Genomic DNA, 24,931 nt, shown 5'->3' on the forward strand with positions numbered 1-24,931 from the left:
TGCAATCCACCGCAGGGGTACACCGGACCGTCGCATGCGTCAGACCTGACCGGCTCAACCGAGCGCGGTCCGGAACGCTGCGCGGTCGCATGCCCCGTTTATTCGAGTTTTGAAGCCATGCGCGTTCTGATCGCCGAACACGATTACCCCATTTACACCGAACTGCTCCGCCAGACAGCCCCCGAGATCGAAGTGCTGAGCAGCGGTAACTCCGCCGAACTGTCAAAAATGGCCGCCGAGGCGCCGATCTGGCTTGGCCAGCCTGACCTGCTGGCGAATCTGCTGCGCCAGGGCCACAAACCGAAATGGCTGCAATCGACCTGGGCCGGCATCACGCCGCTGCTGGCTGACGGCCTGTACCGCGACTATCAACTCACCCGCGCGGTTGGCATCTTCGGTCAGGTGATGGCCGAGTTCGTGCTGACCTACATGCTGGTCCACGAACGTGAAGTGCTGGCGCGGTTGGTCAGTCAGGTCGAGCGCAAGTGGGACAACCGAATGGGCCGCAGCCTGTCCGGGCGCAAGGCGTTGATCGTCGGGACGGGCGACATTGGCCGGTGCGTGGCGCAGTTCCTCGTGCCGTTCGGCGTCGAGCTGTATGGCATTGCGTCGAGTGCGCGGACCGAAGCGCCGTTTGTTGAGGTGGCTGCGGTGGAGGACCTGCCGCGTCTGGTGGCCGAGGTTGATTTCGTCATCAATCTGCTGCCCAACACGCCGCAGACCCAGGATCTTTACAACGCCAAACTGTTTGCCCGCTTCAAGCCTTCGGCGTTGTTCATCAACGTCGGTCGGGGCACGGCGGTGGTGGATGCGGATCTGGTCGAAGCGCTGAAGGAAGGACATCTGGCGGGGGCGGTCATTGATGTCTGCCGGCAAGAGCCGCTGCCCCAGCGTCACCCGTTCTGGACGGCGTGGGGCCTGTTGCTCACCGGTCACAGCTCGGCACCGACGTCGCCGCCGGCGATGACCCAGCTGTTTGTGGACAACCTCAAGGCCTATAAGGCCGGCGAGGCGTTGCGCGGAGAAGTGGATTTCGCGAAGGGGTATTGAAGCCTGTCCTTGTGGGACCGGCTTCAGCCGGGAAGAGGCCAGTGTGTACGCCATCCATTTTGTGGAGTGGCCCCCGACGCCTTCCCGGCTAATGCCGGTCCCACTAAAATGCAGCGTCCCTTTCCTACAGACTGAAATCCCCCTCAGCCGCCAGTTCAGTCAGCGGCCGACGCGGGCTCGGCGTCTCGCGGGCCTGAAGGTATTCAGCCAGCGTCGATTTATCCCCCAGCTTGCCGATCGCCACCGCCGCATGCACTGCGTATTCCTCCGGAATCTTCAGCGCCTGGCGAGTCAGCTCCTGATCAAAACCGGCCATGCCATGGGTGTGCCAACCGCTGAGACTTGCTTGCAGCGCCAGGTATCCCCATGCCGAACCCGTGTCGAAGGTGTGCCACAGCGCCGGTGTTTCTTCAGTCGCGCCGGGAGCGGTGAAGGTGGTTTTGGAAATAATGATCACCAGCGCCGAGGCATGCTGTGCCCAGCCGCGATTGAATTCATTCAGCAGGCCGAGGAAACGCTCCCAGTTCGGCGTGTCTCGGCGGGCGTAGAGAAAACGCCATGGCTGTGAGTTGTACGCAGAGGGCGCCCAGCGCGCGGCTTCAAAAAAACTCAGCAGGGTTTCCTCGGGAATGCTCTCGCCGCTGAACGCGCGCGGCGACCAGCGCTCGATGAATTGAGGGTCGATGGCGTACTCGGCAACACGGGGATTGGCGCTCATGGATGCGATCCTGAAAGAGAGATAAAACCATCCGCCTGGGGCCAGGCGACGTGATCATTCAGATGGGCCGTGGACGGCAGGCATCGTCGAAAAAGACTAGGGTAAGGCGCGGGCATTGGTGGTGCTGCCCGCGAGGGCCTAACGCTACTGCGCCGCCTCGCTGCTGACAAGCCTGCCGTATTTCCCGCTCAAACCGGATCTATCAGGCGCGCGCGTCGTACCGACAGTCGCCAATGCTTGGCCCAACTGCCGTGTACCTCTAGACTGGCGGCCTTTCATTGCCCCACAGCTGTTTGCGCGAGAACCATGGCCGCCATCGTTGAACCCTTCTGGATACGCAAAACCCTCGATCAACTCGATGCCGTCGAGTGGGAGTCGCTGTGTGACGGCTGCGGTTTGTGCTGCCTGCAAAAGCTCGAGGACGAGGACGACGGTAGCGTTTATTACACGCGCATCGCCTGCAAGCTGCTGGACCTGAAGACCTGCGCCTGCACTGACTACCCGAATCGCCGGGCCCAGGTCCCGGACTGCATTCAGCTGACGCCCGGAAAAGCCGACGAATTCAAATGGCTGCCGCCCACCTGCGGCTATCGGCTGGTCAGCGAGGGCAAGGACCTGCCGCTCTGGCACCATCTGGTGTGCGGGGACCGGGAACAGGTGCACAAACAGCGTATTTCTCAGTCCGGGCGCATGCTCAGCGAAGGCAGCGTGCCTGAGGACGACTGGGAGGATTACCTGATTTTTCGTGCGGGCTAACGCAAAAAGCTCGTGAGGCTGTCGGTTCAGCCGTCACGAGCTTGGTTGCGATGCAGCGTCGATCAGACGCCTTTCGGACCTTTCAACGCGTCGACGCCGGTGTCGACAGCATCTTCTACAGCCACTTCAGCCTTGGTTTTCAGCTTGCTCAGTTCTGCGCCGGCTTCTTCGATGCGCGAACGGGCCACGTCCATCTCGCTGCGACTTTTGTCGATCAGCGCTTTGGCCGAGCAGTGGCCGGTGATGCCACGGGCCAGAACGGCGCCGCCGATTGCCAGTTGCACCAGACCAAAGATCCCGCCGCGGCGCAGGCCTTTGCCCATCATCAGGACACCACCTGCCAGCGAGCCGATGCGCTCCCAGCCTTGTACGTTCTGCTCCGGGTAATCGTGCAAAGGTCGTTCGATGCGTTCAATGATCGGGGTGTCGCTCATGATGCGTTCTCCGTGAAGGGTAGGGTCCTTAAAGCTGACTGTCACCAGCGCAAACTGTTCAATGCGTTTTATCAGCGCTCGAACGTCAGGTGCGATCGGTTTCCCGTCCGAACTGCGGGCCAGAGCGGGTGTTGATGCCTTTGGCCATGCGGTCGTAAAGCACGACGTTGACGGTCGCGGCGAGGTTCATGCAGCCCGTCGTGGGGATGTACACCACGTCTTCGCACCAATCGCGGATCTCCTTATCCAGCGAACCGTCTTCCGGCCCGAAGATATAGATCGCCCGATCAGGGTGGGTGTACTCCGGCAACGCACGTGCGCCCTCGACCAATTCCACGGCCACCGGCACGCAGCCCAGCGGGATGATCTTTCGCAGATCATCAATACCGATCAGCGGGATGTCCTGGTGGATCTTCTTGGTGTCGGTAACGAAATCACGGGCACGCTCGTAGCGCTTGCCGGTGTAGAACACCGACGCCACGCCATAGCAGCCTGCTGCGCGCATCACCGAACCGACGTTTTCCGGGGATTTGGGATTGAACAAGCCGATGCAGGCATAGCGTTTGTTGGCCACGGGGGAGGGTGCTCATCAGAGAAAGCGCGGGATTATAGGGGAAAGAGGCAGCAGGAAGCTGCAAGCCTCAAGCTTTAAGCTGCAAGAGGCGGTGAACGGTGGCCCGACAAACGCCGCTGTGCTTTTACTTGCCGCTTGCCGCTTAAAACTTGCAGCTCAACGCCTCAATCCTTCTTCATCAACCCGGCCAGCGCGGCGAACGGGTTGTGAGTCGCTTTGGCGGTTTTCGGGCTGCTGGTCGAGCTTTCCGAGAAGTATTGCTGGTCGGTGTAGCGCGAGTGTTCGTTGTCGTGGCAGTACAGGCACAGCAGTTCCCAGTTGGAGCCGTCCTGGGGATTGTTGTCGTGGTTGTGGTCGCGGTGGTGAACGGTCAACTCGCTCAGGCGTTTGCCGGCAAATTCCCGGGCGCAGCGGCCGCAGACATGGGGGTACATGCGCAGGGCTTTGTCGCGGTAACCCATTTCACGGTCACGCTGGTTGTCGGCGAGGATGCGGTCCAGTTTGGAAGTATTGGTTGGCGTGTTGGCCGAACTCATGGCGTCACCTGTTTCGTGTTCTGTTGGCGATGGAGAGCAATGCAGGCAAGTCTAGCGCTTTGCCCGTCGATCAGCCCTTGAGTTTTTCAGCGATCCAGATGGTATGCCGTGTGCCCTTGTTGCCGTGGGCGTAGACCTTGACCTCTTCGGCCTTGAAACCGGCCTTGCGCAGTTTGTCGCTGAAGGCCGCATCTGCACTGGCGGACCATACGGCCAATACGCCTTTGGGCCGCAGCGCGCTGGCACATGCCGCAAGACCACCGGCCGAATACAGCCAGCTGTTGGATTTTTGCGTCAGGCCTTCAGGGCCGTTGTCGACGTCGAGCATGATCGCGTCAAAGCCCTGGGGTTCGGCTTTCAGCACTTGGGCGACGTCCTGCACCACCACCTTGGCGCGTGGGTCCTGCAACGGATTGCCCGACTTCTCACCCAGCGCACCACGGTTCCAATCGACGACGCCCGGCACCAGCTCAGCGACGACGACTTCGCCGTTCTTGCCCAAGTGCTTGAGTGCCGACGCCAGGGTGAAGCCCATGCCCAGTCCGCCGATGAGCACCCGCGGGTTGAGGCGGGACGCGACCTTCTTGCAGGGGATTTCGGCCAGGGCGTCTTCGGAACCGTGCATGCGCGTGTTCATCAACTGGCCGCCGTCGCCACCCTGGATCTTGATGACAAAATCCTCGCCGTACTCGAACAGGCACAAGGCGCCGCCGTTATCGGGGATCGGAGTGGTGTCGAGCAGAACAAAACGTTTCATGGATAACTCGTCAAAAGGATCGGGCCGCATACAGCGCAATTTGTCAGAGCGCGATGGGTTGCGCAGGAGTAGCCTGAGCGATAAGCGAAAGATTGGCAGGGGAGGCCAACGATGAAGTGCTCCATTCTACTGACGATTGTCATCACTGTGCTCGGCGTGTCGCAAGCGTCTGCCGAGAGCCTGCAACCTGTTCTGAATACGCCCGAGCCCATTGCGGCGTCCGCCGGTTCGCCCGGCACCGCAACGCCAACGCCGTACCCGCAAGTTGCACCGCCGGGCATTCCCCACGCAGGTGGACAGGGCAACCCGCCACTGCTGCCGAAGATTCCCCAGCCAGGTCCGCCAAAGGACGATGAGCCGTTGCCGGGCTTGCAGCCGTCCGCCAAGCCGAATCCCTGAAGGCCGTTCTGCTTAATCCTGCTGCGCCACCACCTGCCCATCCATCATGCGCAGCCGCTTCGACATCGCCACCGCGATCGCGCGGATGATCTTCGCCGCCACTTTCGGCGCTTCGTTGAGCATCTTGTCCAGCGAGTCCTTGCCCAGGTTCAACAGATCGCACGAAGACGCGGCAACGCACGTGGCCGAGCGGCGTTCGCCGTCCAGCACCGCCATATCGCCAAACGCCCTGCCACTGCGCAGAGTGGCGGTCTCCACCGGATGACCGTCGCTGTTGAGCTTCTGCACCGACACCGTGCCCGAATGAATGATGCACATGAACGTGCCCGCGTCGCCTTCGTTGAAGATCGCGTCACCTTTTTCAATGTTGCTGATGCTGAAGTATCCCGCAGCCGCGGCAAATTCCGCGGGCGTCAGGGCGATGAACAGACCGCAGTCCATCAGCATGTCGCGGATTTCTTTGTTGAGTAATGTAGACATGGCGAGTTCTTGTTGAGTGTTCAGGGGGATTGCGTGAAGCACTGACTGGCGTGAGAGCCGCCCCGGACTTTACAGCGTCCGGGGCTTGCCATGTGACACACCGCCTGCGCAGATTTCGTCAGGCAAGGTTCAGCACTTTCAGAATAAAGCCGTATTCGAGTGCTACGTCACGCAATCCCTGATAACGCCCGCTCATGCCGCCGTGGCCCGCGCCCAGTTCGGTCTTGAGCAACAGCAGGTTGTCGTCGGTTTTCAGATCACGCAGTTTCGCCACCCACTTGGCCGCTTCCCAATACTGCACACGGCTGTCGTTATAGCCCGCGATCACCAGCATGGCCGGATACTGCTGCGCCGTGACGTTTTCATAAGGCGCGTAGGCCTTGATGCGCGCGTGAACATCGGGCTCTTGCGGGTTGCCCCATTCGTCGTACTCGGTGACGGTCAGCGGCAGATCGGGATCGAGCATGGTGTTGAGCACATCGACGAACGGCACTTCAGCGATGGCCGCCTTGAACAGCTCCGGACGCTGATTGACCACCGCGCCAATCAACAGGCCGCCAGCACTGCCGCCGCTGATCACCAGTTGTTCGGCAGTGGTGATGTTCTCCGGGATCAAGTGTTCGGCGCAGGCGATGAAGTCGCTGAAGGTGTTCTGCTTGTGCTCCTGCTTGCCGTTGCGGTACCAGGCCTCGCCCAGCTCACCGCCGCCGCGCACATGGGCGATGGCGAAAGCGATGCCGCGGTCGAGCAGGCTCAGCCGCGCGTGGGAAAACCACGGGTCCAGGCTTTCGCCGTATGCGCCATAGCCGTACAGATACAGCGGAACGGTCTGACCGGCCAGCTCGCGTTTGACCACCAGGCTGATCGGCACTTTCGTACCGTCGGCGGCTGTCGCCCACAACCTCTGGCTGACGTAGGCATCGGCGTCGAACACACCCAGTACGGGCGTTTCCTTGAGTACGACCTGCTCCCCGGTGGCCAGCGACAATTGCCAGACCTGCGGCGGACGATTCAGTGATTGATAGCGCAGGCGAATTTTGTCGCTCTCGAACTCAAGGGTGTCCTGCACATACAGGTTGTACGCCGCATCCGGCAGTTGCACGCGATAGGCCGGCAGACCTTGGGGATGGACTTCGACGATTGGCAAGCCGCCTTCGCGCAGGCTCAAGGTCAGGCCTTTGGCGTTGAGGCTGAAGCCGTCGAGCATGACCGTCTCGCTGTGGGCAATCAGGTTCTGCCAGTCGCTCCGCTCAGGTGCGCCGTCGGGTTTTTCGGGTGCGTGGTACAGCGCAAAGTTGATGCCGTCCTGATTGCTGCGGATGACCCAGCTCCACTTGCCCTCAATCAGGCCGTGATCCACTGAGTATTCGTGCCCCTCGCTGCGCGGCGCCATGCACACGAACTTCTGCTGGGGTGTGTCGGCGTCCAGCACCCAGGCCTCGCTGGTGGTTTTGCTGTCCAGCCCCACAATTAACTGCCGCTCCGAGCTGCTGCGGTAGCAATGCAGGAAGAAGCGCCCGTCGGGCTCGGTGAACACCGGCTCGGCGGATGCGTCGCCCAGTTTATGGCGGTACAGCTTGTGCGGACGATGGGTATCGTCCAGCTCGCCGAAGAACAGCGTCTGGCTGTCGTTCGCCCACGTCATGCTGCCGTCACAGTCTTCGAACGGCAGACTGCTGATCGCGCCGTTGCTCAGCTCTTTGACGTACAGCCGATAAACCTCTTCGCCGCTGGTGTCGAGGCTGTAGGCCAAGCGTTGATGGTCGGGGCTGATGCTGAACGCGCCGAGGGAGAAGAAGCCACCGCCGGCCAGTTCGTTGGGGTCGAGCAGCAACTCTTCAGCGCTTTCGTCGAGGGTCTGGGAGTCATCGGCCGGACGCGGGCAGCGGTAGTGACGGGCGTATTCGTCGCCCTCGGTGGTGCGGGTGTAGTAAAGATACGGGCCCCAGGGGGAGGGCAGTGACAGGTCGGTTTCGAGGATACGGCCCTTGATCTCCTGAAACAGGGTTTCGCGCAACGGCTGCAGGTCGGCGAGCTGCTGTTCCTGCCAGGCGTTCTCGGCCTTGAGGTAATCGAGCACTTCATCGGTGTCGCGGTTTTGCAGCCAGGCGTACGGGTCGGCGCCGTCAGCCTTGCGGGCAACGGGGGCGACGGGGGCGTTGGAAGTGTGTGGGGCGGAAGGCATGCTGGGCTCTCTCACGTGGGCTCATCTGAACGGGATCGGTCGCGCTGCCCGGTGCTGGACACGCGGCAGACCGATAACTGAAGCCGGGGAAGCCGGGCTGGTGAAAAGTCGTTATCATAAGCGCCTCTTTACCTGCCTTACCACGGACGTCATGACCGACAACGACTATCTGATTGCCTGGGGCCTTTACGCGTTCGCCGCGTTGGGCTGTCTGTTGGTGTGGTTCAAGCTGACCGGCTGGATGTGGCGCTACCTGCGCGAACCCTTGCGCGTGATCGGCGCCGTGCTGTTGTTCTGCCCGACCATCGTCGATCCGGCCAAGGACCAATACGCCCCGGCGCTGGCGATCAGCGTGCTGGATCTGGCGCTGAAAGTCGGCAACAACGTCTGGCGCGCCGTGCTCGACCTCTCCACCTACGGCGCCATCGCCCTGGGGCTCTACCTCATCTTCGCCTTGATCCGCTTGCCGTTCCTGCGCAAGAAAAAAGCCCGTCTGGCCCACGCCGAAGCCGCCGCTGCACAGGCCGCTGCCGAGCAAAAGGAACACGACGAGCCTTATGCCGATCAAGGGGCAGGGCGCTTCGCCAGCCACTCGCCCGCTTCAACGCCAGTGGCTGCGTCAACGCCGGGGCCGAGCGGCCGTTATCGCGTCGAACCCAAGCTGTGATCGTGACCGGCGTCTTCCCGGACGCGTGCGTCAACGCACCGAGACCTGAGCATGTGTGAACTCCTGGGCATGAGTGCCAACGTACCAACGGACATCGTGTTCAGCTTCACCGGGCTGATCCAGCGCGGTGGTCGCACCGGTCCGCACCGCGATGGTTGGGGCATCGGTTTCTACGAAGGCCGCGGCCTGCGCCTGTTTCAGGACCCTGCCGCGAGCAGCGAGTCGGAAGTCGCACAGCTGGTCCAGCGTTACCCGATCAAGAGCGAAGTGGTCATCGGCCACATTCGTCAGGCCAACGTCGGCAAGGTCTGCCTGTCCAACACCCATCCTTTCGTGCGCGAACTGTGGGGGCGCAACTGGTGTTTCGCCCATAACGGCCAGCTCGCGGATTTCAATCCCGGCGCTACGTTCTATCGGCCGGTGGGCGATACCGACAGTGAAGCGGCGTTCTGCGATCTGCTCAACCGGGTGCGCGAAGCGTTCCCCGAGCCGGTCGAGATCGAGCAACTGCTGCCGACCCTGGTCGAAGCCTGCAACGAATACCGCAGCAAAGGCGTGTTCAATGCGCTGCTCAGTGATGGCGACTGGCTGTTTTGCTACTGTTCGACCAAGCTGGTGCACATCACCCGCCGCGCCCCGTTCGGGCCGGCGCGTCTGAAAGACGTCGACGTCATCGTCGATTTCCAGGCGGAAACCACGCCCAACGATGTGGTGACGGTGATTGCCACCGAGCCGCTCACCGAAAACGAGACCTGGAACCGTTACGAGCCGGGTCACTGGAGTCTTTGGCGCCGCGGCGAATGCGTTGCCGAAGGCTCGGCCTGAAAGAGAGGGATCTATGCTGCGCAGCTATATACGACTGGTGTTGTTCACGGCAGGCCTGTTGATAGGCGTGCAGATTCCAGGCTTCATCAGCGATTACAGCAAGCGCGTCGAAGCGCACATGCTGGAAGCGCAGCAAAGCCTGCGCGGCTATAACGAGACCGCCCTGCGGTTCTTCAATGGCGACGTCCAGGCGCTGATCCAGCATTACCGCAGCAGCGACGACCCGGTGTTCCGCACCGACGCCGACAACATCAGCAACCTGCTCACCCGCAATCAGACCCTCGACCGCGAATGGCAGGCCCTGCAAGGCCCGTGGTATGCCCGCGCCTGGCATGTGCTGACCGCCGCCGACACCAACATCCGCACCGAAACCTGGAATGGTTATACCTGGCAGGTGCTGCTGTCGCCGGAAGTCATCGGCTGGGGCCTGATGTGCGCGCTGCTGTTCTCGCTGGTCATCGAAAGTATTGTGGTGTTCATTGATTGGGTGTTTGTGGGTCGGCATCACGTGCGACCGGTGGGTCGCGACTGGCGCTGAGGCCCATTGCCGGCATTGGCTTGATTGGGCAGTGGTCTCGCTGACGCCTTCCCGGCTAAAGCCGGTCCCGCTAAAGACCGCGCGTGCCCATTGGGACTTCCTGACACGCCGCGCACCCAGTGGGACCGGCTTCAGCCAGGAAGGGGCCGTCCCGGTCAGCAAAGATCCCCCGCACCGTTCACTTTTTCTTATCCTCGCCCCGCGCTTTAATTAGTTGGACGCTCGAGCCATCCGCGCCGAAGAATGCTCCCAACGCACAGCCCTGTGTTCCCGCGCTGCCAACCTGACAACCCCGCGCGTACACTCGAGCTTCTCCCCGTTTCGTTCGCACAGGAGTCACGCCATTGAGCCGCCTGTTATTGAATTGTGATATCGGCGAAAGCTACGGCGCCTGGACCATGGGTCTGGACGCCGAGGTCATGCCCTACATCGATTGCGCCAACATCGCCTGCGGCTTTCATGCCGGTGATCCGAGCGTCATGCGCAAAACCGTCGCGCTGGCGCTGGCCAACAACGTCACCATTGGCGCGCACCCGGCTTATCAGGATTTGGTGGGTTTCGGCCGTCGCTCGATGGCCTGTTCTGCGCAAGAGATTCAAGACCTGCTGCATTACCAGATCGGCGCACTCGACGGCGTTTGCCGCGCCCAAGGCAGCCACGTCAGCTACGTCAAACCCCACGGCGCGATGTACAACGACATGATGGCCAACCCGACCCAGCTGCGCGCGGTCATCGAAGCCATCGCCCGTTACAACCCGGAACTGCCGCTGATGCTGCTGGCCATGCGCGACAACTCGTCAGCGCAGGCCATTGCCGATGAATTCGGCGTCACGCTCTGGTTCGAGGCCTTCGCCGATCGCGCCTACGACAGCGTAGGGCGTCTGGTCTCCCGCAATCTGCCGGGAGCTGTGCATCACGATGCAGAAGTCATCATCGCCCAGGCCATGACCTTGTCACGAGGCGAAGCGTTGATTGCCAGCGATGGCAGCGAGCTGCGACTCACGCCCCACACCCTGTGCGTGCACGGCGACAACGCTAGCTCCATCGACGCAGTCCAGCGCATTCGTCAGGCGTTGAACAGCGCTGATGCCGGACCGTCTGCCCTGTGAACCTGCGCATCGAAGTCGTCGCCATTGATTGCCTGATGGTCCGCCTGTTCGACGCCATCGACGAGGCCAACATGCCGTGGATGCTCGCCGCGACGTTGCGTCTGCGCGAGGGTTTCGCTGCGCATTTGATTGATCTGGTGCCGTCCTACACCACGCTGATGGTGCATTACGATCTGTTGGCGCTGAGTCCGACACAGGCTCGGGCAATCATTACCGAGGCGCTGACTGATCTTGCACCCGACTCCACCCAAAGCGGTCGGCAGCATGTGTTGCCGGTCTGGTACGACTTAAGCGTCGGGCCCGAGTTAAGCCTGTTGTCCAAGCAGAGCGGGTTGTCGGTGGAGGAGGTGATTCGCCGCCACAGCCAGCGCGAGTATCAAGTCTTCGCGCTGGGTTTTGCACCGGGGTTCGCGTTCATGGGGCTGGTGGAAGAAGTCCTCGCCGCGCCGCGCATCAAGACACCTCGCAAGCGCGTGGCGGCGGGAAGCGTCGGCATCGCCGAGCGGCAAACTGCGGCCTATCCGCTGGAGTCGCCCGGCGGCTGGAACATCCTCGGGCGCACCCCAGCCAAACTCTTTGATCGCGAAATCGACGGTTACAGCCTGATGCAGCCCGGCGATACCGTGCGGTTTGCCGCGGTTGATCACGCCGAGTTCATGCGTCTGGGCGGCGACGACACGCCGCTGGAGGGCCTGGCATGAGCGCGCTCACGGTAAAAAGCAGCACGCCGCTGTGCCTGTTGCAGGACACGGGACGTTTTGGCGTAAGACACCTCGGCGTTACCCAAGGCGGGGCGCTGGATTGGGTGTCGATGTCGTGGGCCAACACACTGTTGAATAACCCGCTGGACGCTGCCGTTGTCGAAGTGACCCTGGGCGGTCTGACGCTGCTGGCCGAATCCGACTGCTGCCTGGCGCTGGCCGGTGCGGATCTGAACGCCGTGCTCGACGAACGACCGATTGCGCCGTGGCGCAGCTTCTTCGTTCGCAAAGGTCAGCAACTACGTTTTACCCGGCCTATCACGGGTGCTCGCGCGTATCTCGCCGCGCCCGGCGGATTTGCGGCAGTCGATGTGCTCGGCAGCTGCGCCACCGTCACGCGCGAAGGGCTGGGCGGGCTCGAAGGAAGCGGTAAAGCGCTGGCTGAAGGCGATCAACTGACTTATTCAGGGGCGTCGTTTGAGCTGCACGCGCTTCCCGATCACCTCATCCCCGACTTTTCCGATCAGCGTCCGCTGGACGTGGTGCTGGGCGCGCAGATCGGCCAGTTCAGCGGCCTGAGTCTATTCGATGCGTTCAACAGCGACTGGACCCTCGACAGCCGTGCCGATCGCATGGGCATGCGCTTGCTCGGGCCGGAACTGGTTTACCAGGGCAAACCGATGATCTCCGAAGGCATTCCGCTGGGCGCGATTCAGGTCCCGCCGGATGGTCAGCCGATCGTCCTGCTCAACGACCGCCAGACCATCGGTGGTTATCCGAGGCTCGGCGCGCTGACGCCGCTGTCACTGGCCCGGCTGGCGCAGAAACTGCCGGGGAGTGTGGTGCGGATGAAGGCGGTGGTGCAGGAGGTAGCGCATCGGGAGCAGGTGGGGATTTTGCAATCGCTCGCGGGTTGTTTGGCGCTGTAGCTTATGTCCTACGTAGTTATCAGAAATTCTGGTCAGGATTAAGAGGTCACTATTTTCGAGCGAGGGTCGTTAAGCACTTCATGTGTTCTTGATATGAGGTGCAGATATGGACCTGACATTGGTCGTCAATCAAAATCACTCTTCCCCGCGGGGTGTTGAGACTACTAACGACACGATAAAACGGGAGGTGCTACTCGATTCCGGAACAGAGCAGACGCAGGCTGCAGTGCTCAAGGCCCCTGCACCGGACGTTGAATATCATGAAGTCAAGCTTGATGGAGCGCTGAGACCGTCTGGTGATGGCGGTGTTTTCTTTAGGTCCCTGAGTCCTTGGGAGTTTCGCGAACAGGTAAAGCTGGATGCTCGCAGCCGGGCAGCTGAATTGCTGGCGACGGACATGGAAGGCATGCGAGACGCTTTAAAAGCAAAGCTTGAGCATAACAACTCAGAGTTGGCAAGAAAGGCCTTCACCTTTTCCATTGATGAGGCAGGTTTAATTAAACCGGTTGGGTTAGGTTTTGAGCTGGCGCAGCAGGAAGAGAGCGTTCTGTACAGCTTGATGAATGAGGATAAAGCACTCAGTGGAGCGGCACGGGAATACATATTCATTTTGGCAGGGATCGTTCATCGAACGTTGGAAGGGTTGGACGCAAAGTATGCGAGGTTTTTTTCGCCAGCAGGCGGAAAACCCAGTAGCACAGCTTGATCCTACTGGGTTCGGCGGAAGTTATCGAACGGTGGTGGCTGAGCACATTTGCGTTAAGGGCGATGTTTCAAGACCGCCGATATCATTCCCTCTGACAGAGAAATTCCAGTATCCAGTGTTATAGGTGGCCCTCCATTTTAGTCCGCTGTTGAGGGCTTCGGTGAAGGGAGGGGTTGTGTTTCTACCGATGCAATCGTCGAATCTCATATTGCCAGAGATATAACCTGAGGGATCGGTGATGTATTCTTTGATCGTTAATTTGTGGGGTTGGTGCTCATCGGGGTTCAGGACGAGGTGGACCATTGCGCCCTCCACTGGGTGTCCTTTTGAGTCCGTTACCAAAGTTCTCCAGCTCAACGAGTGTCTAAAGAAATGGTCGTGAAAATAGGGTAGAAACCATTGGTAATCTCCAGAGAGTACAGTTCTTTTCCTGTCGATATAAGGCGCTGAGCCGAACTCCACCACATAACTGTCGCCAGTCTCCATAGTCATGCCAGGAGATCTGGAAATTCTCATTAGAACTTTCTGGTTGGGTGGCAGCTCCGAGGATATGAAGCTGTGCTTGGCCGGTACCTGAATCCAATCTTTATCAATTTTGTACTCGACGTTCCAATCCGGTCCCTCGGCTCTAGTGGGTAAGTTGTAAATCATAACCCTCTGCCCGCGAGCAGCTGTGAAGCTATAGTGCACTTTTTCATTCTCGTTATTGGTTCTGCCAAACACGCGCGTTAGTTTGTCGGGTAGCTCCATGATTTTAGGTTCGGCGGCTTTTAAAATTTCTACAGGTGGTTCGCCACTCATTGCTGTAATGAGATCGCTCATCTCAAGGTTGAGCGGCTTATTTTGTTCCGCACCAAAAAATCCCATTGCACCTGCTGGTCCGCTGCTGAAGCCGATGAATGTCAACATCATTGCCATGTGCAGGGCAGTTGTTTTGGATGTATTGTTCTTCATTGTCAATTCCATTTATTGTTTTCTAAATATCAAACAGCCGTAATCGCCGGAATGTTTTCCGTTTAGTACAGTGGCTAACTCGCTTTGTTAGGCTGCGATGATCAGTTAATTCTTAACTGATGAAATGACGTAATCAGCTACCTGCAGTCCATGTCAATGCCGAGGATGTAAAAACATATACGTTCTCATTCGGTGAGAGCGTATATGTGCGCGATGCGGCCTATGACTCGATGAAGGCGTTCAGCCTGATGTACCGCACAATCCGGTTTCACGACGACTGCGCCGCCGATCGCGGGACGAGCCACGCTCTTACGATCTCAGCATCACTTAGCCAAATACCGCATCCCTTCCTCCAGCCCCCGCAGGGTCAGCGGGTACATCTGGTCTTCGATCAAGTCCCGCACAATGTTGGTGGAGGTGGTGTAGGCCCAGGCGTCTTTGGGGTAGGGATTGATCCAGATGATCTTCTTGAACTTGGCCATGAACCGCTGCATCCAGACGTAGCCCGCTTCTTCGTTCCAGTGCTCGACGCTGCCGCCCGGTTGGGTGATTTCGTAGGGCGCCATGGCGGCGTCGCCGATGAAGATGACTTTGTAATCCGCGCCGTATTTGTGAAGCAGGTCCTGGGTGGCGGTGCGCTCGGAGGTACGGCGCTGGTTGTTCTTCCACACCGATTCGTAGACGAAGTTATGGAAGTAGAAATATTCCATGTGCTTGAACTCGGTCTTGCAGGCCGAGAACAGTTCTTCGCAGATCTTCACATGGGCGTCCATCGAACCGCCGATGTCGAACAGCAGCAACAGCTTGATGGTGTTGCGGCGTTCCGGGCGCATCTGGATGTTCAGCAGGCCGGCGTCGCGGGCGGTGTGGTCGATCGTGCCGTCGATGTCCAGTTCGTCTGCCGCACCCTGACGCGCGAACTTGCGCAGGCGCCGCAGGGCCACTTTGATGTTGCGCGTGCCCAGTTCAACCCCATCATCAAGGTTCTTGTACTCGCGCTGATCCCAGATCTTCGCGGCCTTGCCCTGACGCTGGCCGGCGTCGCCCACCCGAATTCCCTCGGGGTTGTAACCGCCTGAACCGAACGGGCTGGTGCCGCCGGTGCCGATCCATTTATTACCGCCGGCGTGGCGTTCCTTTTGCTCTTCCAGACGCTTCTTGAATTCTTCAATCAGCTTGTCCAGGCCGCCCAGGGACTGAATCTGCGCGCGTTCTTCAGCGGTCAGCGAGCGCTCGAATTCCTTGCGCAGCCAGTCTTCGGGGATCAACGCCTGCAGGTGATCGTCGAGCTTTTCCAGGCCATTGAAGTACGCGCCGAACGCCCGGTCGAACTTGTCGAAATGGCGCTCGTCCTTCACCAGAATCGTGCGCGACAGGTAATAGAACTCGTCCATGTCAGCGAACGTCACACGCTGCTTGAGCGCGTTAATGAGGTCGAGCAGTTCACGCAACGAAACCGGCACTTTGGCAGCGCGCATTTCGTTGAACAGGTTGAGCAACATAGTCGGCGTCCCGCGCTTGATCTAAATAAGCTTGACCAAAAAGGCTCAGCGATTGCCGCGACGGCTCATGAACGCCAGACGCTCTAACAGCTGCACGTCCTGCTCGTTCTTGACCAGCGCGCCGGCCAGCGGCGGGATGGCTTTGGTGGGGTCGCGCTCGCGCAGAACCGCTTCGCCGATGTTGTCGGCCATCAGCAATTTGAGCCAGTCCACCAGTTCGGAGGTCGAGGGTTTTTTCTTCAGGCCCGGGACTTTGCGCACATCGAAGAACACGTCCAGTGCTTCGCTGACCAGGTCCTTCTTGATGTTCGGGTAATGCACGTCGACGATCTTCTGCAGCGTGGTGCGATCGGGGAACGCAATGTAGTGGAAGAAGCAACGGCGCAGAAACGCGTCCGGCAGCTCTTTTTCGTTGTTGGACGTGATGATGATGATCGGGCGCTTTTTGGCCTTGATCGTCTCGTCGATCTCGTAAACGTAGAACTCCATTTTGTCGAGTTCTTGCAGCAGGTCGTTGGGGAATTCGATGTCCGCCTTGTCGATCTCGTCGATCAACAGAATCACCCGCTCTTCGGATTCAAAGGCTTCCCAGAGCTTGCCCTTCTTCAGGTAATTACGAACGTCGTGGACTTTGTCGACGCCCAGTTGCGAGTCGCGCAGGCGGCTGACCGCGTCGTACTCGTAGAGGCCTTGGTGCGCCTTGGTGGTCGATTTGATGTGCCAGGTGATCAGCCGCGCGCCGAAGGATTCGGCCAGTTGCTCGGCGAGCATGGTCTTGCCGGTGCCGGGCTCGCCCTTGACCAGCAGCGGGCGCTCCAGGGTAATGGCGGCATTGACCGCAAGCTTCAGATCGTCTGTGGCGACGTAGGCGTGGGTGCCTTCGAATTTCATCGGGAAAATCCTCGAACAGCGCGAACAGGCCGTAGGCCTTAACCGCGCAAGATAGGGCGCAAAGAGTGCAGCGACTATACCGCGCACCTCGCGCCACTGTGAACGCAGACGCTTTATTCAGTATCTGAATGGGGCGTCACGACCTGACCGGCTAAAAATTGTAACGACCGTTGAGGTATCGCCAAAATAGCGATACCTTGCAGCGCATGTCGACTAAATACAGATTCAGGGACAAATACAGGATTCAACTGCGGGAAAAGGGTCACCTGCCGCCTCACGTGCACCTCACCGGTGGCGGGCTGGATGTGTTGATCTGTCTGCAGTTGGTTGAACCCATGCTCGGCCACGCCCCGGCCGGCGTACTCAGGGAGGCGCTCGAATGGGTAAGGGCCCACCAAACAGAACTGCTGGAGGAATGGAAACGATGGCATCCATGAAACGTCCACGCCTCAAGACCGTAGAGGCGCTGGCTCACCAAAAATTGGCGCTGACATTTATCAACGACGTGAAATACGTCCTCGACCTGAGCAGCGACATCGCTGCATTTCCGGGGCTGCAACCGCTCAACGATTCGAACGTGTTCAACCAGGCTCAGATCGGCGACGACGGCTGGACCGTCGAGTGGGCCGAGCCCGACATCCAGATCGGCGCCGACACCCTTTACCTGGACGCCAAGGCGCAGGCCGCTACCGACGAAAACACGCGGATATTCATCGGCTGGCGTGCGCGCACCGGCTTGCCGCTGGCCATGGCGGCTGAAGCGCTGGGCGTCAGCACGCGCAGCATCACCCGTTACACCAACGGCAGCGAGGCGGCACCGCGCACCCTGGCGTTGGCGTGTCTGGGATGGGATGCGTTGCAGAATCAGCCAGAGAACGGCGTGTTGCTGGCCGAGAAGCGTGCGGCTTATGGCGTTGGCACAGGAAGCGGTGTAGACGAGGCGAGCGGCGCCAACAAAGGCACCGCTGAAGATGACCAGTGAGCCAGGACGGCGTTGTGTCAACGATGATCCATCGCCGACACAACGCTCGCGATCTGGCTCCATTTACGTAGAAAGTGGCCGGCTTACTTCGCCTCACTTTTGCCGCTGTCGTAGCGCGTGTTGAACGCCTTTACGAACGCATTGCGCAGGATCTGCAAAAACGCCTCGAACGCATTGATGTCCTGTTTGTGAACACTGCCGCTGAGTTCGACGCGGGTGGCAAACTGGTTTTTCCCTTGGTTCTTGAGCACTGTTTCGCTGCCGCCGACCACGGCTTCCCAGATCGATCGGAAGAAGCCTTTGTTCTGGTTCTCGACGTCCTGCTGCCAATCAAATACATCCACATTGCGCAGCAGCGGTTTGATGTAGCCACTGAGTTGGCCATCGGTGGCCTGGGCTTCGATGACCACATCGCCGTCGCCTGCGTTGAAGTCGAATTTGCCGTACGCAGAGGCGAAGTCGTTCAGGCGCTTGAGCTGAATACCGGTCGCGCGCAGCTTGAAGTCAAAGTCCTCTAGGCTGAACGGGTCGAACGTCGCGGTGCTTTCCAGTGGCGCGTGGCCCAGCAGCATGGCCTTGCCCTCGAAACGGGCATCGCGCTTGCCGGCCTTGTCTTCGACGTTGGTCAGGTTATAGATGCTGGCGTTGATGTTGTCGGCATCGATTTTTACCCTCGGCGTCGAGTTGAAATTGCTGAACGTGATCTTGCCGTCCTGAATGCGCATCTCGTTGAGGGTGATCGGCAGCAGCTTGTCCAGCTGAGCGCGCCAGTCAGTGCCCGCACCGGTCTGGGACTGGCGCTTGTCCGCGCCACCGTCGACGAAGTTGAGTTCAGGGCTGACGAATGCGACCTCGGCGACCACGGCATGGTCGTACCACAGCGAGTGCCAGCTGACAGCGAGGTCGATGACCGGCGCATTCAGCAGCGGGACGGGCACCTTGCCGTCGACCTTGACGATTTTCAGGCCATTGATGCGGTACGCCCCGCGCCACAGGGCCAGGTCCACATCGGTGACCTGACCGCGGTAGTCGCCCATGTCGGCGAGTTTTTCATTGAGGTAATTGCGCACCACGTAGGGCAGCGCGATGTGGACTGCGATCAGCAACACCACCAAGCCAACAATTGTCCATAACGGCCAGCTGTAACGACGTTTCATGTCTCCACCCTCCAGTGACGTAGTTTTGTTGACTGCTGGCGATGTGATCGGTTCGCTTCGACTGGACGTTGCACCGGCTCAAGGCATAGGCTTTGAGCTTTTCCAAACCTGCACAAGGACCCGGTCATGAGCCGTATTTACGCAGATAACGCCCATTCCATCGGCAATACGCCACTGGTGCAGATCAACCGAATCGCGCCGCGCGGGGTCACTATCCTGGCCAAGATCGAGGGGCGTAATCCGGGGTACTCCGTCAAGTGCCGGATCGGCGCGAACATGATCTGGGACGCCGAAAGCAGCGGCAAACTCAAGCCCGGCATGACCATCGTCGAACCCACCTCTGGCAACACCGGCATCGGCCTGGCCTTTGTTGCCGCAGCCCGTGGCTACAAGCTGACACTGACCATGCCGGCCTCCATGAGCATAGAGCGGCGCAAAGTGCTCAAGGCCTTGGGCGCCGAACTGGTGCTGACCGAGCCGGCGCTGGGCATGAAAGGCTCCATCGCCAAGGCCGAGGAGTTGCTTGCCAGTGACCCCGCCACGTACTTCATGCCGGCGCAGTTCGAGAACCCGGCCAACCCGGGCATTCACGAGAAAACCACCGGCCCGGAAATCTGGAACGACACCGACGGCGCTATCGACGTGCTGGTTGCGGGCGTCGGCACAGGCGGCACGATCACCGGGGTCTCGCGCTACATCAAGCACGCCATGGGCAAGCCGATCATTTCGGTGGCCGTCGAACCGCTGGGCTCGCCGATCATCACCCAGGCGATGGCCGGTGAAGAGATCAAACCCAGCCCCCACAAGATTCAGGGCATTGGCGCGGGTTTCATCCCGAAAAACCTCGACCTCTCGATTGTCGACCGCGTCGAACTGGTGAGTGACGAAGAAGCCAAGGCCATGGCCCTGCGCCTGATGCAGGAGGAGGGGATTCTCTGCGGTATTTCCTGTGGCGCGGCCATGCACGCAGCGGTGCGGATGGCCGAGAAGCCGGAAATGCAGGGCAAGACGATCGTGGTGGTGCTGCCGGATTCGGGCGAGCGCTACCTGTCGAGCATGCTCTTCAGCGACCTGTTTACTGAACGCGAGCTGACCCAATAGTCGTGTTGGCGGCCGCTTCGGCTTTTTACCCGGCGGACTAAGGCTTATGATGGCCGCCATTCGAAACCCGCCGGAAGATTGTCCCAGGTCATCCGGCGGCGGTTTCAGCGGCGTAAGCTTCGGGCCGCGCGGTTCGGCCCTGTTCCAAGGAGAGTTTCATGACCCTTTCTTTTGCTGTCAAAGCGGCGATTCTGCTGCTGTTTGTCGGCAGCACGCTGTACGTGCATCTGCGCGGCAAGGCGCGTTTGCCGGTATTGCGCCAGTTCGTGAATCACTCCGCACTGTTCGCCCCGTATAACGCCTTGATGTACCTCTTCTCCAGCGTGCCGTCCAAGCCTTATCTGGACCGCAGCAAGTTTCCCGAGCTCGATGTGCTGCGTGATAACTGGGAAACCATCCGTGATGAAGCCATGCACCTGTTCGACGAAGGCTATATCCGTGCCGCCGCGAAGGACAACGACGCGGGTTTTGGTTCGTTCTTCAAGAAAGGCTGGAAGCGTTTTTACCTGAAGTGGTACGACAAACCGCTGCCGTCCGCCGAGGCGCTGTGCCCCAAGACGGTCGAACTGGTCAGCCGCATTCCCAACGTCAAAGGCGCGATGTTCGCCTTGTTGCCCGGTGGCAGTCACTTGAACCCGCACCGCGATCCGTTTGCCGGCTCCTTGCGTTATCACTTGGGCCTGTCGACGCCGAACTCCGACGATTGCCGCATCTTTGTCGACGGTCAGGTCTACGCCTGGCGCGACGGTGACGACGTGATGTTCGATGAAACCTACGTGCACTGGGTCAAGAACGAAACCGACGTCACCCGCGTGATTCTGTTCTGTGACATCGAGCGGCCGCTGAGCAATCGTTTCATGACCGCGGTCAACCGCCGCGTCAGCGCTTTTCTGGGTCGTGCCACAGCGCCGCAGAACACCGATGACGAACGCGTTGGCGGGATCAATCAGGCCTATGCGTTCAGCAAGCGCTTCAGTAACAGCTTCAGTGGCAAGGTCAAGCAGTTCAAACGCGCCAACCCCAAGGCCTATCGCATCCTGCGTCCGGTGCTGGCGGTGATCGTGCTAACGCTGCTGGGCTACTGGCTATTCGGCTAAAAACCCGGCTTTACCAAGCGCCGTTGCACCCTGTGCAGCGGCGCTTTTTTTATGCCTGGCGCAAGGGCATAACCGGCAAATAGCACGTCTATTCAATCCTCTCCGGGCCAGTCGGCGGACCCTGCGTTCAGCCCTTTTGCCCGGAGACGATGTTCATGCGCGCCAGATTCCTGATGCTTTCCGCCACGCTTTTCGGCCTGGCCGGTCCGATGGCGGCCGTGGTTGCACCGACCGTTGCTTTTGCCCAGTCCGCCGCCGTGGCCGTTGCGCCTCAATACGACACCACCCACGTCTACGTCGCGCCTGCGGACGTGGATCGCTTCGTTCAGAGCTTCACCGCGACGTTCGGCGGCCAGAGCACGCCACAGGTGGTGGTCAATGTCTTGCCGGTGCCGAGCAGCACGACGTCCCAGTTGATTCAAACGCCGGTCGGCACGGTGTCGCTGTTCGGTTTCAAGACCCCGATCCCTCGTCCATTTGGCGATGAGCGCAACGGCTATCTGGTCCAGGACATGGACCTGGCGATCAAAGAAGCGCGTCAGGCCGGCGCCGACGTCATCGTTTCGGACTTCCCGGACCCCATCGGTCGCGACGCCGTCGTGCAGTGGCCGGGTGGCGTGAATATGCAGCTTTACTGGCACACCAAAGTGCCGAGTTACGCACCGTTCCAGACCATTCCCGAGAATCGCGTCTACGTGTCCAACGACCGGGCTGCCGCGTTCGTAAAAGCGTTTATCGCGTTCTCCCACGGCAAAGTTGTCAGCGACGAGAAGAAAGCGCCGGGCATCGAGATCGGTCGCGCCGATGCCACTTTCCACCGCATTCGCATCGAGTCGCCGTTCGGCAAAATGGTCGTGCTGGCCACCGACGGCCATCTGCCGTATCCGTTCGGCCACGAGAACACCGGCTATGAGGTTGGCGATCTGCAGGATACGTTGAGCAAAGCCAAGGCGGCTGGCGTGAACGTGATCGTCGAGCCCTTTACCAGCGCAGGACGTACGGCGGCAGTTGTAGAGTTTCCGGGTGGCTACGTCGCTGAAATTCATCAGACCGCTGCGGCCGGTTGACCGATGGCGAGTGCTCGATTCACTTCAGGTTTGAGTGGTCTGTGCCTGGCAATCGCGCTGCCCATGGCCAGCAGCCCGGCCCGTGCTGACGAGGCTGAAACCAGGCCGGCGATCAAGACCAATCGCTGGCAGGAGGATTGGTCGGTGCTGGCCAATCCAACCCTCAGGACAGCGCCGCTGGACAGCCTGAAGTACATCTCGCTGTCTTCGGACAACACCCAGACATACCTGTCGTTGGGCAGCACCCTGCGTGAGCGTTTCGAGATGAACGACGCCAGCGCGTTCGGTACGCGAAATGTCGCCCGGGACCGGTATCTGCTGCAGCGCTTTCAGGTGCACGTCGATCTGCACTTCAATGAAAACTGGCGCGTGTTTACCCAGCTGGAAGACGTGCGCGCCTACGACAAAACCACCATTGGCGGCGCTGACCAGAATCGCACCGACCTGCGCCTGGCGTTTCTGGAGTACACCAAAAAGCTGGGAGACAACACCTTCAAGGCGCGTGTGGGACGGCAGGATTTCGCCTTCGACTTGCAGCGCTTTATTTCCTCCCGCGACGGACCGAACGTGCGCCAATCGTTCGATGCCTTGTGGGCGGACTGGGAGACCGGGCTGTGGCGCTTCATCGCGATTGCCAGCCGACCGGTGCAATACCAGGACGAGCGCCACTTCGACGATCGCTCGAACCACGAGTTTCGCTTTCACATGCTGCGCGCCGAGCGGCTGGTGGGCGGCAGTAACGAGCTGTCGGCCTATGTCGGGTTGTATGAACGCGACGACGCCAGTTACCTCGATGCCAACGGCGCTGAGCACCGAAATATCTTTGACGCACGGCTCGGCGGCGCGGCCGATGGCTACGACTGGGACCTGGAGGCGATGGGGCAGACCGGTTCGGTCGGCGCCAAAAGCATTCGCGCGTGGGCGGCGGGCAGCCGCGTGGGCTACACGTTTACCGACGTCAGCTGGACGCCGCGTCTGGGTCTGCAACTGGACGCCGCGTCGGGCGACCGAAACAACGGCGACGGCACGCTGGGCACGTTCAATCCGCTGTTCCCCAACGGCTACTATTTTTCGTTGGGGGGCTACACCGGCTATGCCAACATCCTGCACGTCAAACCGTCGATTACCATCAAGCCGATCGCCAAGCTGAGCATTCAGACGGCCCTTGGCCTGCAATGGCGGGAGACCACCGAAGACGCCGTTTACGTGCAGCCCAACATCGCGGTGGCCGGAACCGCGGGGCAGGGCAGTCGCTGGACCGGCGCTTACGGGCAGGTGCGCACGGACTATGCGTTCACCCCTAATCTGAGCGGCGCGGTCGAGGCGGTGCACTACGACGTCGGCCAGTCAGTGCGCGATGCCGGCGGGGACGACAGCAATTACCTCGGCGTCGAGCTGAAGCTGTCCTGGTAGCGCTGCATCAGGGCAATTCACGACGTCGCGTTATGGCATTGCACGAGGCACCGCTGGCTGGTTATAGTCGGCGTCGTGCCGTAACACTTGGCAACACCGAGTCACTCCTTCCAGAAGATGAGCACGATGCCTGCATCCCGCACCCGGTTCGCTTTATCCGCCATGGCTCGCGCTGTTGCGGAACCGTGCAGCTGCATGCAAATCGCCTTCATCACTCGCTACCCGCCACCCCCATCTGTGAACAGTCCTGTCGTGTGCGTCGTTGCACCGCCAGGCGTCGTTGTGCTCGGCTGAGCGACTGCGTCAACGCTGTCGACCGAAGCCTGCAAACGCCCGCAAAACATCCGTGAATCCGGTTCGTTCCGGGTCCGATTTTGTCTGAATCACAGGTGACTCATGTTCGCTAATAAAGCCTTGGCCTCAATGGCCACGACGACGCTTTTCGTCCTGCTCTGGAGCAGCGGCGCGATCGTTTCCAAGTGGGGCCTGACCCACGCTTCACCGTTTGCATTTCTACTGTTCCGTTTCCTGCTGGCGCTTGTGGCGCTGGCGATCCTGATCCCGGCCTTGGGTTACAAGCTTCCCGCCACCCGCGCGTCGATGGGCTTTGCGTTGATGACAGGGGCGGTGCTGCTGGGGGCTTATCAGATCTGCTACCTGCTGGCGCTGGACATGAAAGTCGCGCCCGGCGTCATGGCCACGATCATGGGCGTGCAACCGATACTCACGGCCGTGCTGGTTGAACGCAGCCGCTCGGGGTCCCGCATGTTTGGCCTGACTCTGGGGCTGGCCGGCCTGGTGCTGGTGGTCTGGCAAGGCATCGGCAACGGCGGATCCCTCGCCGGCATGGCATTCGGCGTGCTTGGCATGTTGAGCATGACCGGCGGCTCGATCATGCAGAAACGCATCACCGACAACCCCCTCGGCACGTTGCCGGTGCAATACCTCGCGGGGACATTGGTGTGTGCCGTGTTCGTTCCGTTTCAGCCCTTTCATTTCGAACACAGCCTCGGCTTCTTCGTGCCGGTGCTGTACATGGGGCTGGTGGTGTCGGTGCTGGCGACGTTTCTGCTTTATCGGCTCATCGCGCAAGGCAATCTGGTTAACGTTACCAGCCTGTTTTACCTGGTGCCCGGCGTCACCGCGATCATGGACTACCTGATCTACGGCAACCGCCTCGCGCTGATGAGCATGCTGGGGATGGTGCTGATTGTGGTGGGGTTGGTGTTTGTGTTCAGGAAGGTTGAATAGAACCGTCCACCCCCGCCGCGAATTCGTCGAGCACTGCGGAAGAAAACTGTAGGAGTGAGCTTGCTCGCGATCTGGCGCGCAGCGGCAGCAAACCGGTGCGTGCCGTGTGTCAGGCATTACCGGGGTGTCGGGTTTCACGACTGCTTCGCAGC

The 24,931-nt window shown here is 60.2% G+C and carries 28 protein-coding genes; 17 read left to right on the top strand and 11 right to left on the bottom strand.

The features are described 5' to 3' along the window. The first annotated feature begins 117 nt into the window (after positions 1 to 117). Complete coding sequence (locus QMX88_RS14895) at positions 118 to 1,050, top strand: D-2-hydroxyacid dehydrogenase (RefSeq protein WP_282370557.1); 933 nt, start codon at positions 118 to 120, stop codon at positions 1,048 to 1,050. Between the two features lie 124 nt (positions 1,051 to 1,174). On the opposite strand, the gene QMX88_RS14900 is transcribed toward QMX88_RS14895, so the two are convergent. Next, positions 1,175 to 1,768 carry a nitroreductase family protein gene (locus QMX88_RS14900; protein WP_282370559.1) on the bottom strand — a complete coding sequence of 198 codons (594 nt, stop codon included), beginning with the start codon at positions 1,766 to 1,768 and terminating at the stop codon, positions 1,175 to 1,177. 306 nt (positions 1,769 to 2,074) lie between these two features. Here QMX88_RS14900 and QMX88_RS14905 point away from each other — a divergent pair, with 306 nt between their 5' ends. After that, the gene (locus QMX88_RS14905; RefSeq protein ID WP_192170907.1) at positions 2,075 to 2,524 is read left to right on the top strand and encodes a YcgN family cysteine cluster protein; all 450 of its coding nucleotides are present in this window, start codon (positions 2,075 to 2,077) and stop codon (positions 2,522 to 2,524) included. Between the two features lie 62 nt (positions 2,525 to 2,586). Here the strand turns inward: QMX88_RS14905 and QMX88_RS14910 are convergent, their stop codons facing one another. The 4 genes from QMX88_RS14910 to QMX88_RS14925 form a co-directional block, all read right to left on the bottom strand. Then, complete coding sequence (locus QMX88_RS14910; protein WP_108122086.1) at positions 2,587 to 2,958, bottom strand: YgaP family membrane protein; 372 nt, start codon at positions 2,956 to 2,958, stop codon at positions 2,587 to 2,589. Between the two features lie 85 nt (positions 2,959 to 3,043). Next, positions 3,044 to 3,532: an RNA methyltransferase gene (locus QMX88_RS14915; protein WP_065986778.1), complete on the bottom strand. Its 489-nt coding sequence runs from the start codon at positions 3,530 to 3,532 to the stop codon at positions 3,044 to 3,046. Positions 3,533 to 3,696: 164 nt separating this feature from the next. Next, entirely contained in the window at positions 3,697 to 4,068 is a 372-nt protein-coding gene (locus QMX88_RS14920; protein WP_074890657.1) for a YajD family HNH nuclease, read from the bottom strand. 70 nt (positions 4,069 to 4,138) lie between these two features. Next, the gene (locus QMX88_RS14925) at positions 4,139 to 4,825 is read right to left on the bottom strand and encodes a spermidine synthase (protein ID WP_282370571.1); all 687 of its coding nucleotides are present in this window, start codon (positions 4,823 to 4,825) and stop codon (positions 4,139 to 4,141) included. A 111-nt stretch (positions 4,826 to 4,936) separates the two neighbouring features. On the opposite strand from QMX88_RS14925, the gene QMX88_RS14930 reads away from it, so the two are divergent. Next, positions 4,937 to 5,224, top strand: coding sequence for a hypothetical protein (locus QMX88_RS14930; protein WP_282370573.1), 288 nt, complete (start codon positions 4,937 to 4,939; stop codon positions 5,222 to 5,224). Positions 5,225 to 5,236: 12 nt separating this feature from the next. Here the strand turns inward: QMX88_RS14930 and QMX88_RS14935 are convergent, their stop codons facing one another. Together QMX88_RS14935 and QMX88_RS14940 are read right to left on the bottom strand one after the other, a co-directional pair. Next, a complete protein-coding gene (locus QMX88_RS14935) occupies positions 5,237 to 5,704 on the bottom strand; it encodes a Crp/Fnr family transcriptional regulator (RefSeq protein ID WP_282370575.1) in 468 nt (155 codons plus the stop codon). A gap of 118 nt (positions 5,705 to 5,822) precedes the next feature. After that, positions 5,823 to 7,889 carry a S9 family peptidase gene (locus QMX88_RS14940; RefSeq protein ID WP_282370577.1) on the bottom strand — a complete coding sequence of 689 codons (2,067 nt, stop codon included), beginning with the start codon at positions 7,887 to 7,889 and terminating at the stop codon, positions 5,823 to 5,825. A 151-nt stretch (positions 7,890 to 8,040) separates the two neighbouring features. Between QMX88_RS14940 and QMX88_RS14945 the strand changes: the two genes are divergently transcribed. The 7 genes from QMX88_RS14945 (at position 8,041) to QMX88_RS14975 (ending at position 13,364) form a co-directional block, all read left to right on the top strand. Then, complete coding sequence (locus QMX88_RS14945) at positions 8,041 to 8,556, top strand: MFS transporter (RefSeq protein ID WP_282370579.1); 516 nt, start codon at positions 8,041 to 8,043, stop codon at positions 8,554 to 8,556. 51 nt (positions 8,557 to 8,607) lie between these two features. Beyond that, complete coding sequence (locus tag QMX88_RS14950; protein ID WP_282370581.1) at positions 8,608 to 9,381, top strand: class II glutamine amidotransferase; 774 nt, start codon at positions 8,608 to 8,610, stop codon at positions 9,379 to 9,381. 13 nt (positions 9,382 to 9,394) lie between these two features. After that, complete coding sequence (locus tag QMX88_RS14955) at positions 9,395 to 9,919, top strand: DUF2937 family protein (RefSeq protein WP_282370583.1); 525 nt, start codon at positions 9,395 to 9,397, stop codon at positions 9,917 to 9,919. 344 nt (positions 9,920 to 10,263) lie between these two features. Then, positions 10,264 to 11,028: a 5-oxoprolinase subunit PxpA gene (locus QMX88_RS14960; RefSeq protein ID WP_282370585.1), complete on the top strand. Its 765-nt coding sequence runs from the start codon at positions 10,264 to 10,266 to the stop codon at positions 11,026 to 11,028. After that, a complete protein-coding gene (locus QMX88_RS14965; protein ID WP_282370587.1) occupies positions 11,025 to 11,729 on the top strand; it encodes a 5-oxoprolinase subunit B family protein in 705 nt (234 codons plus the stop codon). The genes QMX88_RS14960 and QMX88_RS14965 overlap by 4 nt, the downstream gene beginning before the upstream one ends. Continuing rightward, the gene (locus tag QMX88_RS14970) at positions 11,726 to 12,658 is read left to right on the top strand and encodes a biotin-dependent carboxyltransferase family protein (RefSeq protein ID WP_282370589.1); all 933 of its coding nucleotides are present in this window, start codon (positions 11,726 to 11,728) and stop codon (positions 12,656 to 12,658) included. Before QMX88_RS14965 ends, QMX88_RS14970 begins: the two co-directional genes overlap by 4 nt. Positions 12,659 to 12,764: 106 nt before the next feature. Further along, complete coding sequence (locus tag QMX88_RS14975) at positions 12,765 to 13,364, top strand: hypothetical protein (protein WP_192170916.1); 600 nt, start codon at positions 12,765 to 12,767, stop codon at positions 13,362 to 13,364. Positions 13,365 to 13,385: 21 nt separating this feature from the next. Here QMX88_RS14975 and QMX88_RS14980 read toward each other — a convergent pair whose 3' ends face one another. From QMX88_RS14980 to QMX88_RS14990, 3 genes are all read right to left on the bottom strand, one after another. Continuing rightward, entirely contained in the window at positions 13,386 to 14,318 is a 933-nt protein-coding gene (locus QMX88_RS14980; RefSeq protein WP_282370591.1) for a hypothetical protein, read from the bottom strand. A gap of 323 nt (positions 14,319 to 14,641) precedes the next feature. After that, a complete protein-coding gene (locus QMX88_RS14985) occupies positions 14,642 to 15,820 on the bottom strand; it encodes a vWA domain-containing protein (RefSeq protein WP_282370592.1) in 1,179 nt (392 codons plus the stop codon). Positions 15,821 to 15,865: 45 nt separating this feature from the next. Then, positions 15,866 to 16,711 carry an AAA family ATPase gene (locus tag QMX88_RS14990; protein ID WP_282370594.1) on the bottom strand — a complete coding sequence of 282 codons (846 nt, stop codon included), beginning with the start codon at positions 16,709 to 16,711 and terminating at the stop codon, positions 15,866 to 15,868. Positions 16,712 to 16,917: 206 nt separating this feature from the next. Between QMX88_RS14990 and QMX88_RS14995 the strand changes: the two genes are divergently transcribed. Continuing rightward, on the top strand, positions 16,918 to 17,148 hold the full coding sequence (locus QMX88_RS14995; protein WP_282370596.1) for a DUF4160 domain-containing protein: 231 nt from the start codon (positions 16,918 to 16,920) through the stop codon (positions 17,146 to 17,148). Further along, positions 17,145 to 17,693, top strand: coding sequence for a DUF2442 domain-containing protein (locus QMX88_RS15000; RefSeq protein ID WP_282370598.1), 549 nt, complete (start codon positions 17,145 to 17,147; stop codon positions 17,691 to 17,693). The genes QMX88_RS14995 and QMX88_RS15000 overlap by 4 nt, the downstream gene beginning before the upstream one ends. Before the next feature lie 83 nt (positions 17,694 to 17,776). Here QMX88_RS15000 and QMX88_RS15005 read toward each other — a convergent pair whose 3' ends face one another. Beyond that, positions 17,777 to 18,850, bottom strand: a complete 1,074-nt coding sequence (locus QMX88_RS15005; protein WP_282370600.1) for a DUF748 domain-containing protein — start codon at positions 18,848 to 18,850, stop codon at positions 17,777 to 17,779. A gap of 126 nt (positions 18,851 to 18,976) precedes the next feature. Between QMX88_RS15005 and cysK the strand changes: the two genes are divergently transcribed. The 5 genes from cysK to QMX88_RS15030 all read left to right on the top strand — a co-directional run bounded on the left by cysK (position 18,977) and on the right by QMX88_RS15030 (position 24,779). Then, positions 18,977 to 19,951: a cysteine synthase A gene (gene cysK, locus QMX88_RS15010; protein ID WP_282370602.1), complete on the top strand. Its 975-nt coding sequence runs from the start codon at positions 18,977 to 18,979 to the stop codon at positions 19,949 to 19,951. Positions 19,952 to 20,109: 158 nt separating this feature from the next. Further along, positions 20,110 to 21,048, top strand: coding sequence for an aspartyl/asparaginyl beta-hydroxylase domain-containing protein (locus QMX88_RS15015; protein WP_133773082.1), 939 nt, complete (start codon positions 20,110 to 20,112; stop codon positions 21,046 to 21,048). A 149-nt stretch (positions 21,049 to 21,197) separates the two neighbouring features. Beyond that, a complete protein-coding gene (locus QMX88_RS15020; protein WP_442969459.1) occupies positions 21,198 to 22,115 on the top strand; it encodes a glyoxalase in 918 nt (305 codons plus the stop codon). Positions 22,116 to 22,178: 63 nt separating this feature from the next. After that, positions 22,179 to 23,528 carry an alginate export family protein gene (locus tag QMX88_RS15025; protein ID WP_282370614.1) on the top strand — a complete coding sequence of 450 codons (1,350 nt, stop codon included), beginning with the start codon at positions 22,179 to 22,181 and terminating at the stop codon, positions 23,526 to 23,528. Positions 23,529 to 23,924: 396 nt separating this feature from the next. Then, entirely contained in the window at positions 23,925 to 24,779 is an 855-nt protein-coding gene (locus tag QMX88_RS15030) for a DMT family transporter (protein WP_282370607.1), read from the top strand. Positions 24,780 to 24,931 lie beyond the last annotated feature (152 nt).

The sequence above is a fragment of the Pseudomonas sp. PS02290 genome (genome assembly GCF_029960075.1).
In the GTDB taxonomy this organism is placed as follows: domain Bacteria; phylum Pseudomonadota; class Gammaproteobacteria; order Pseudomonadales; family Pseudomonadaceae; genus Aquipseudomonas.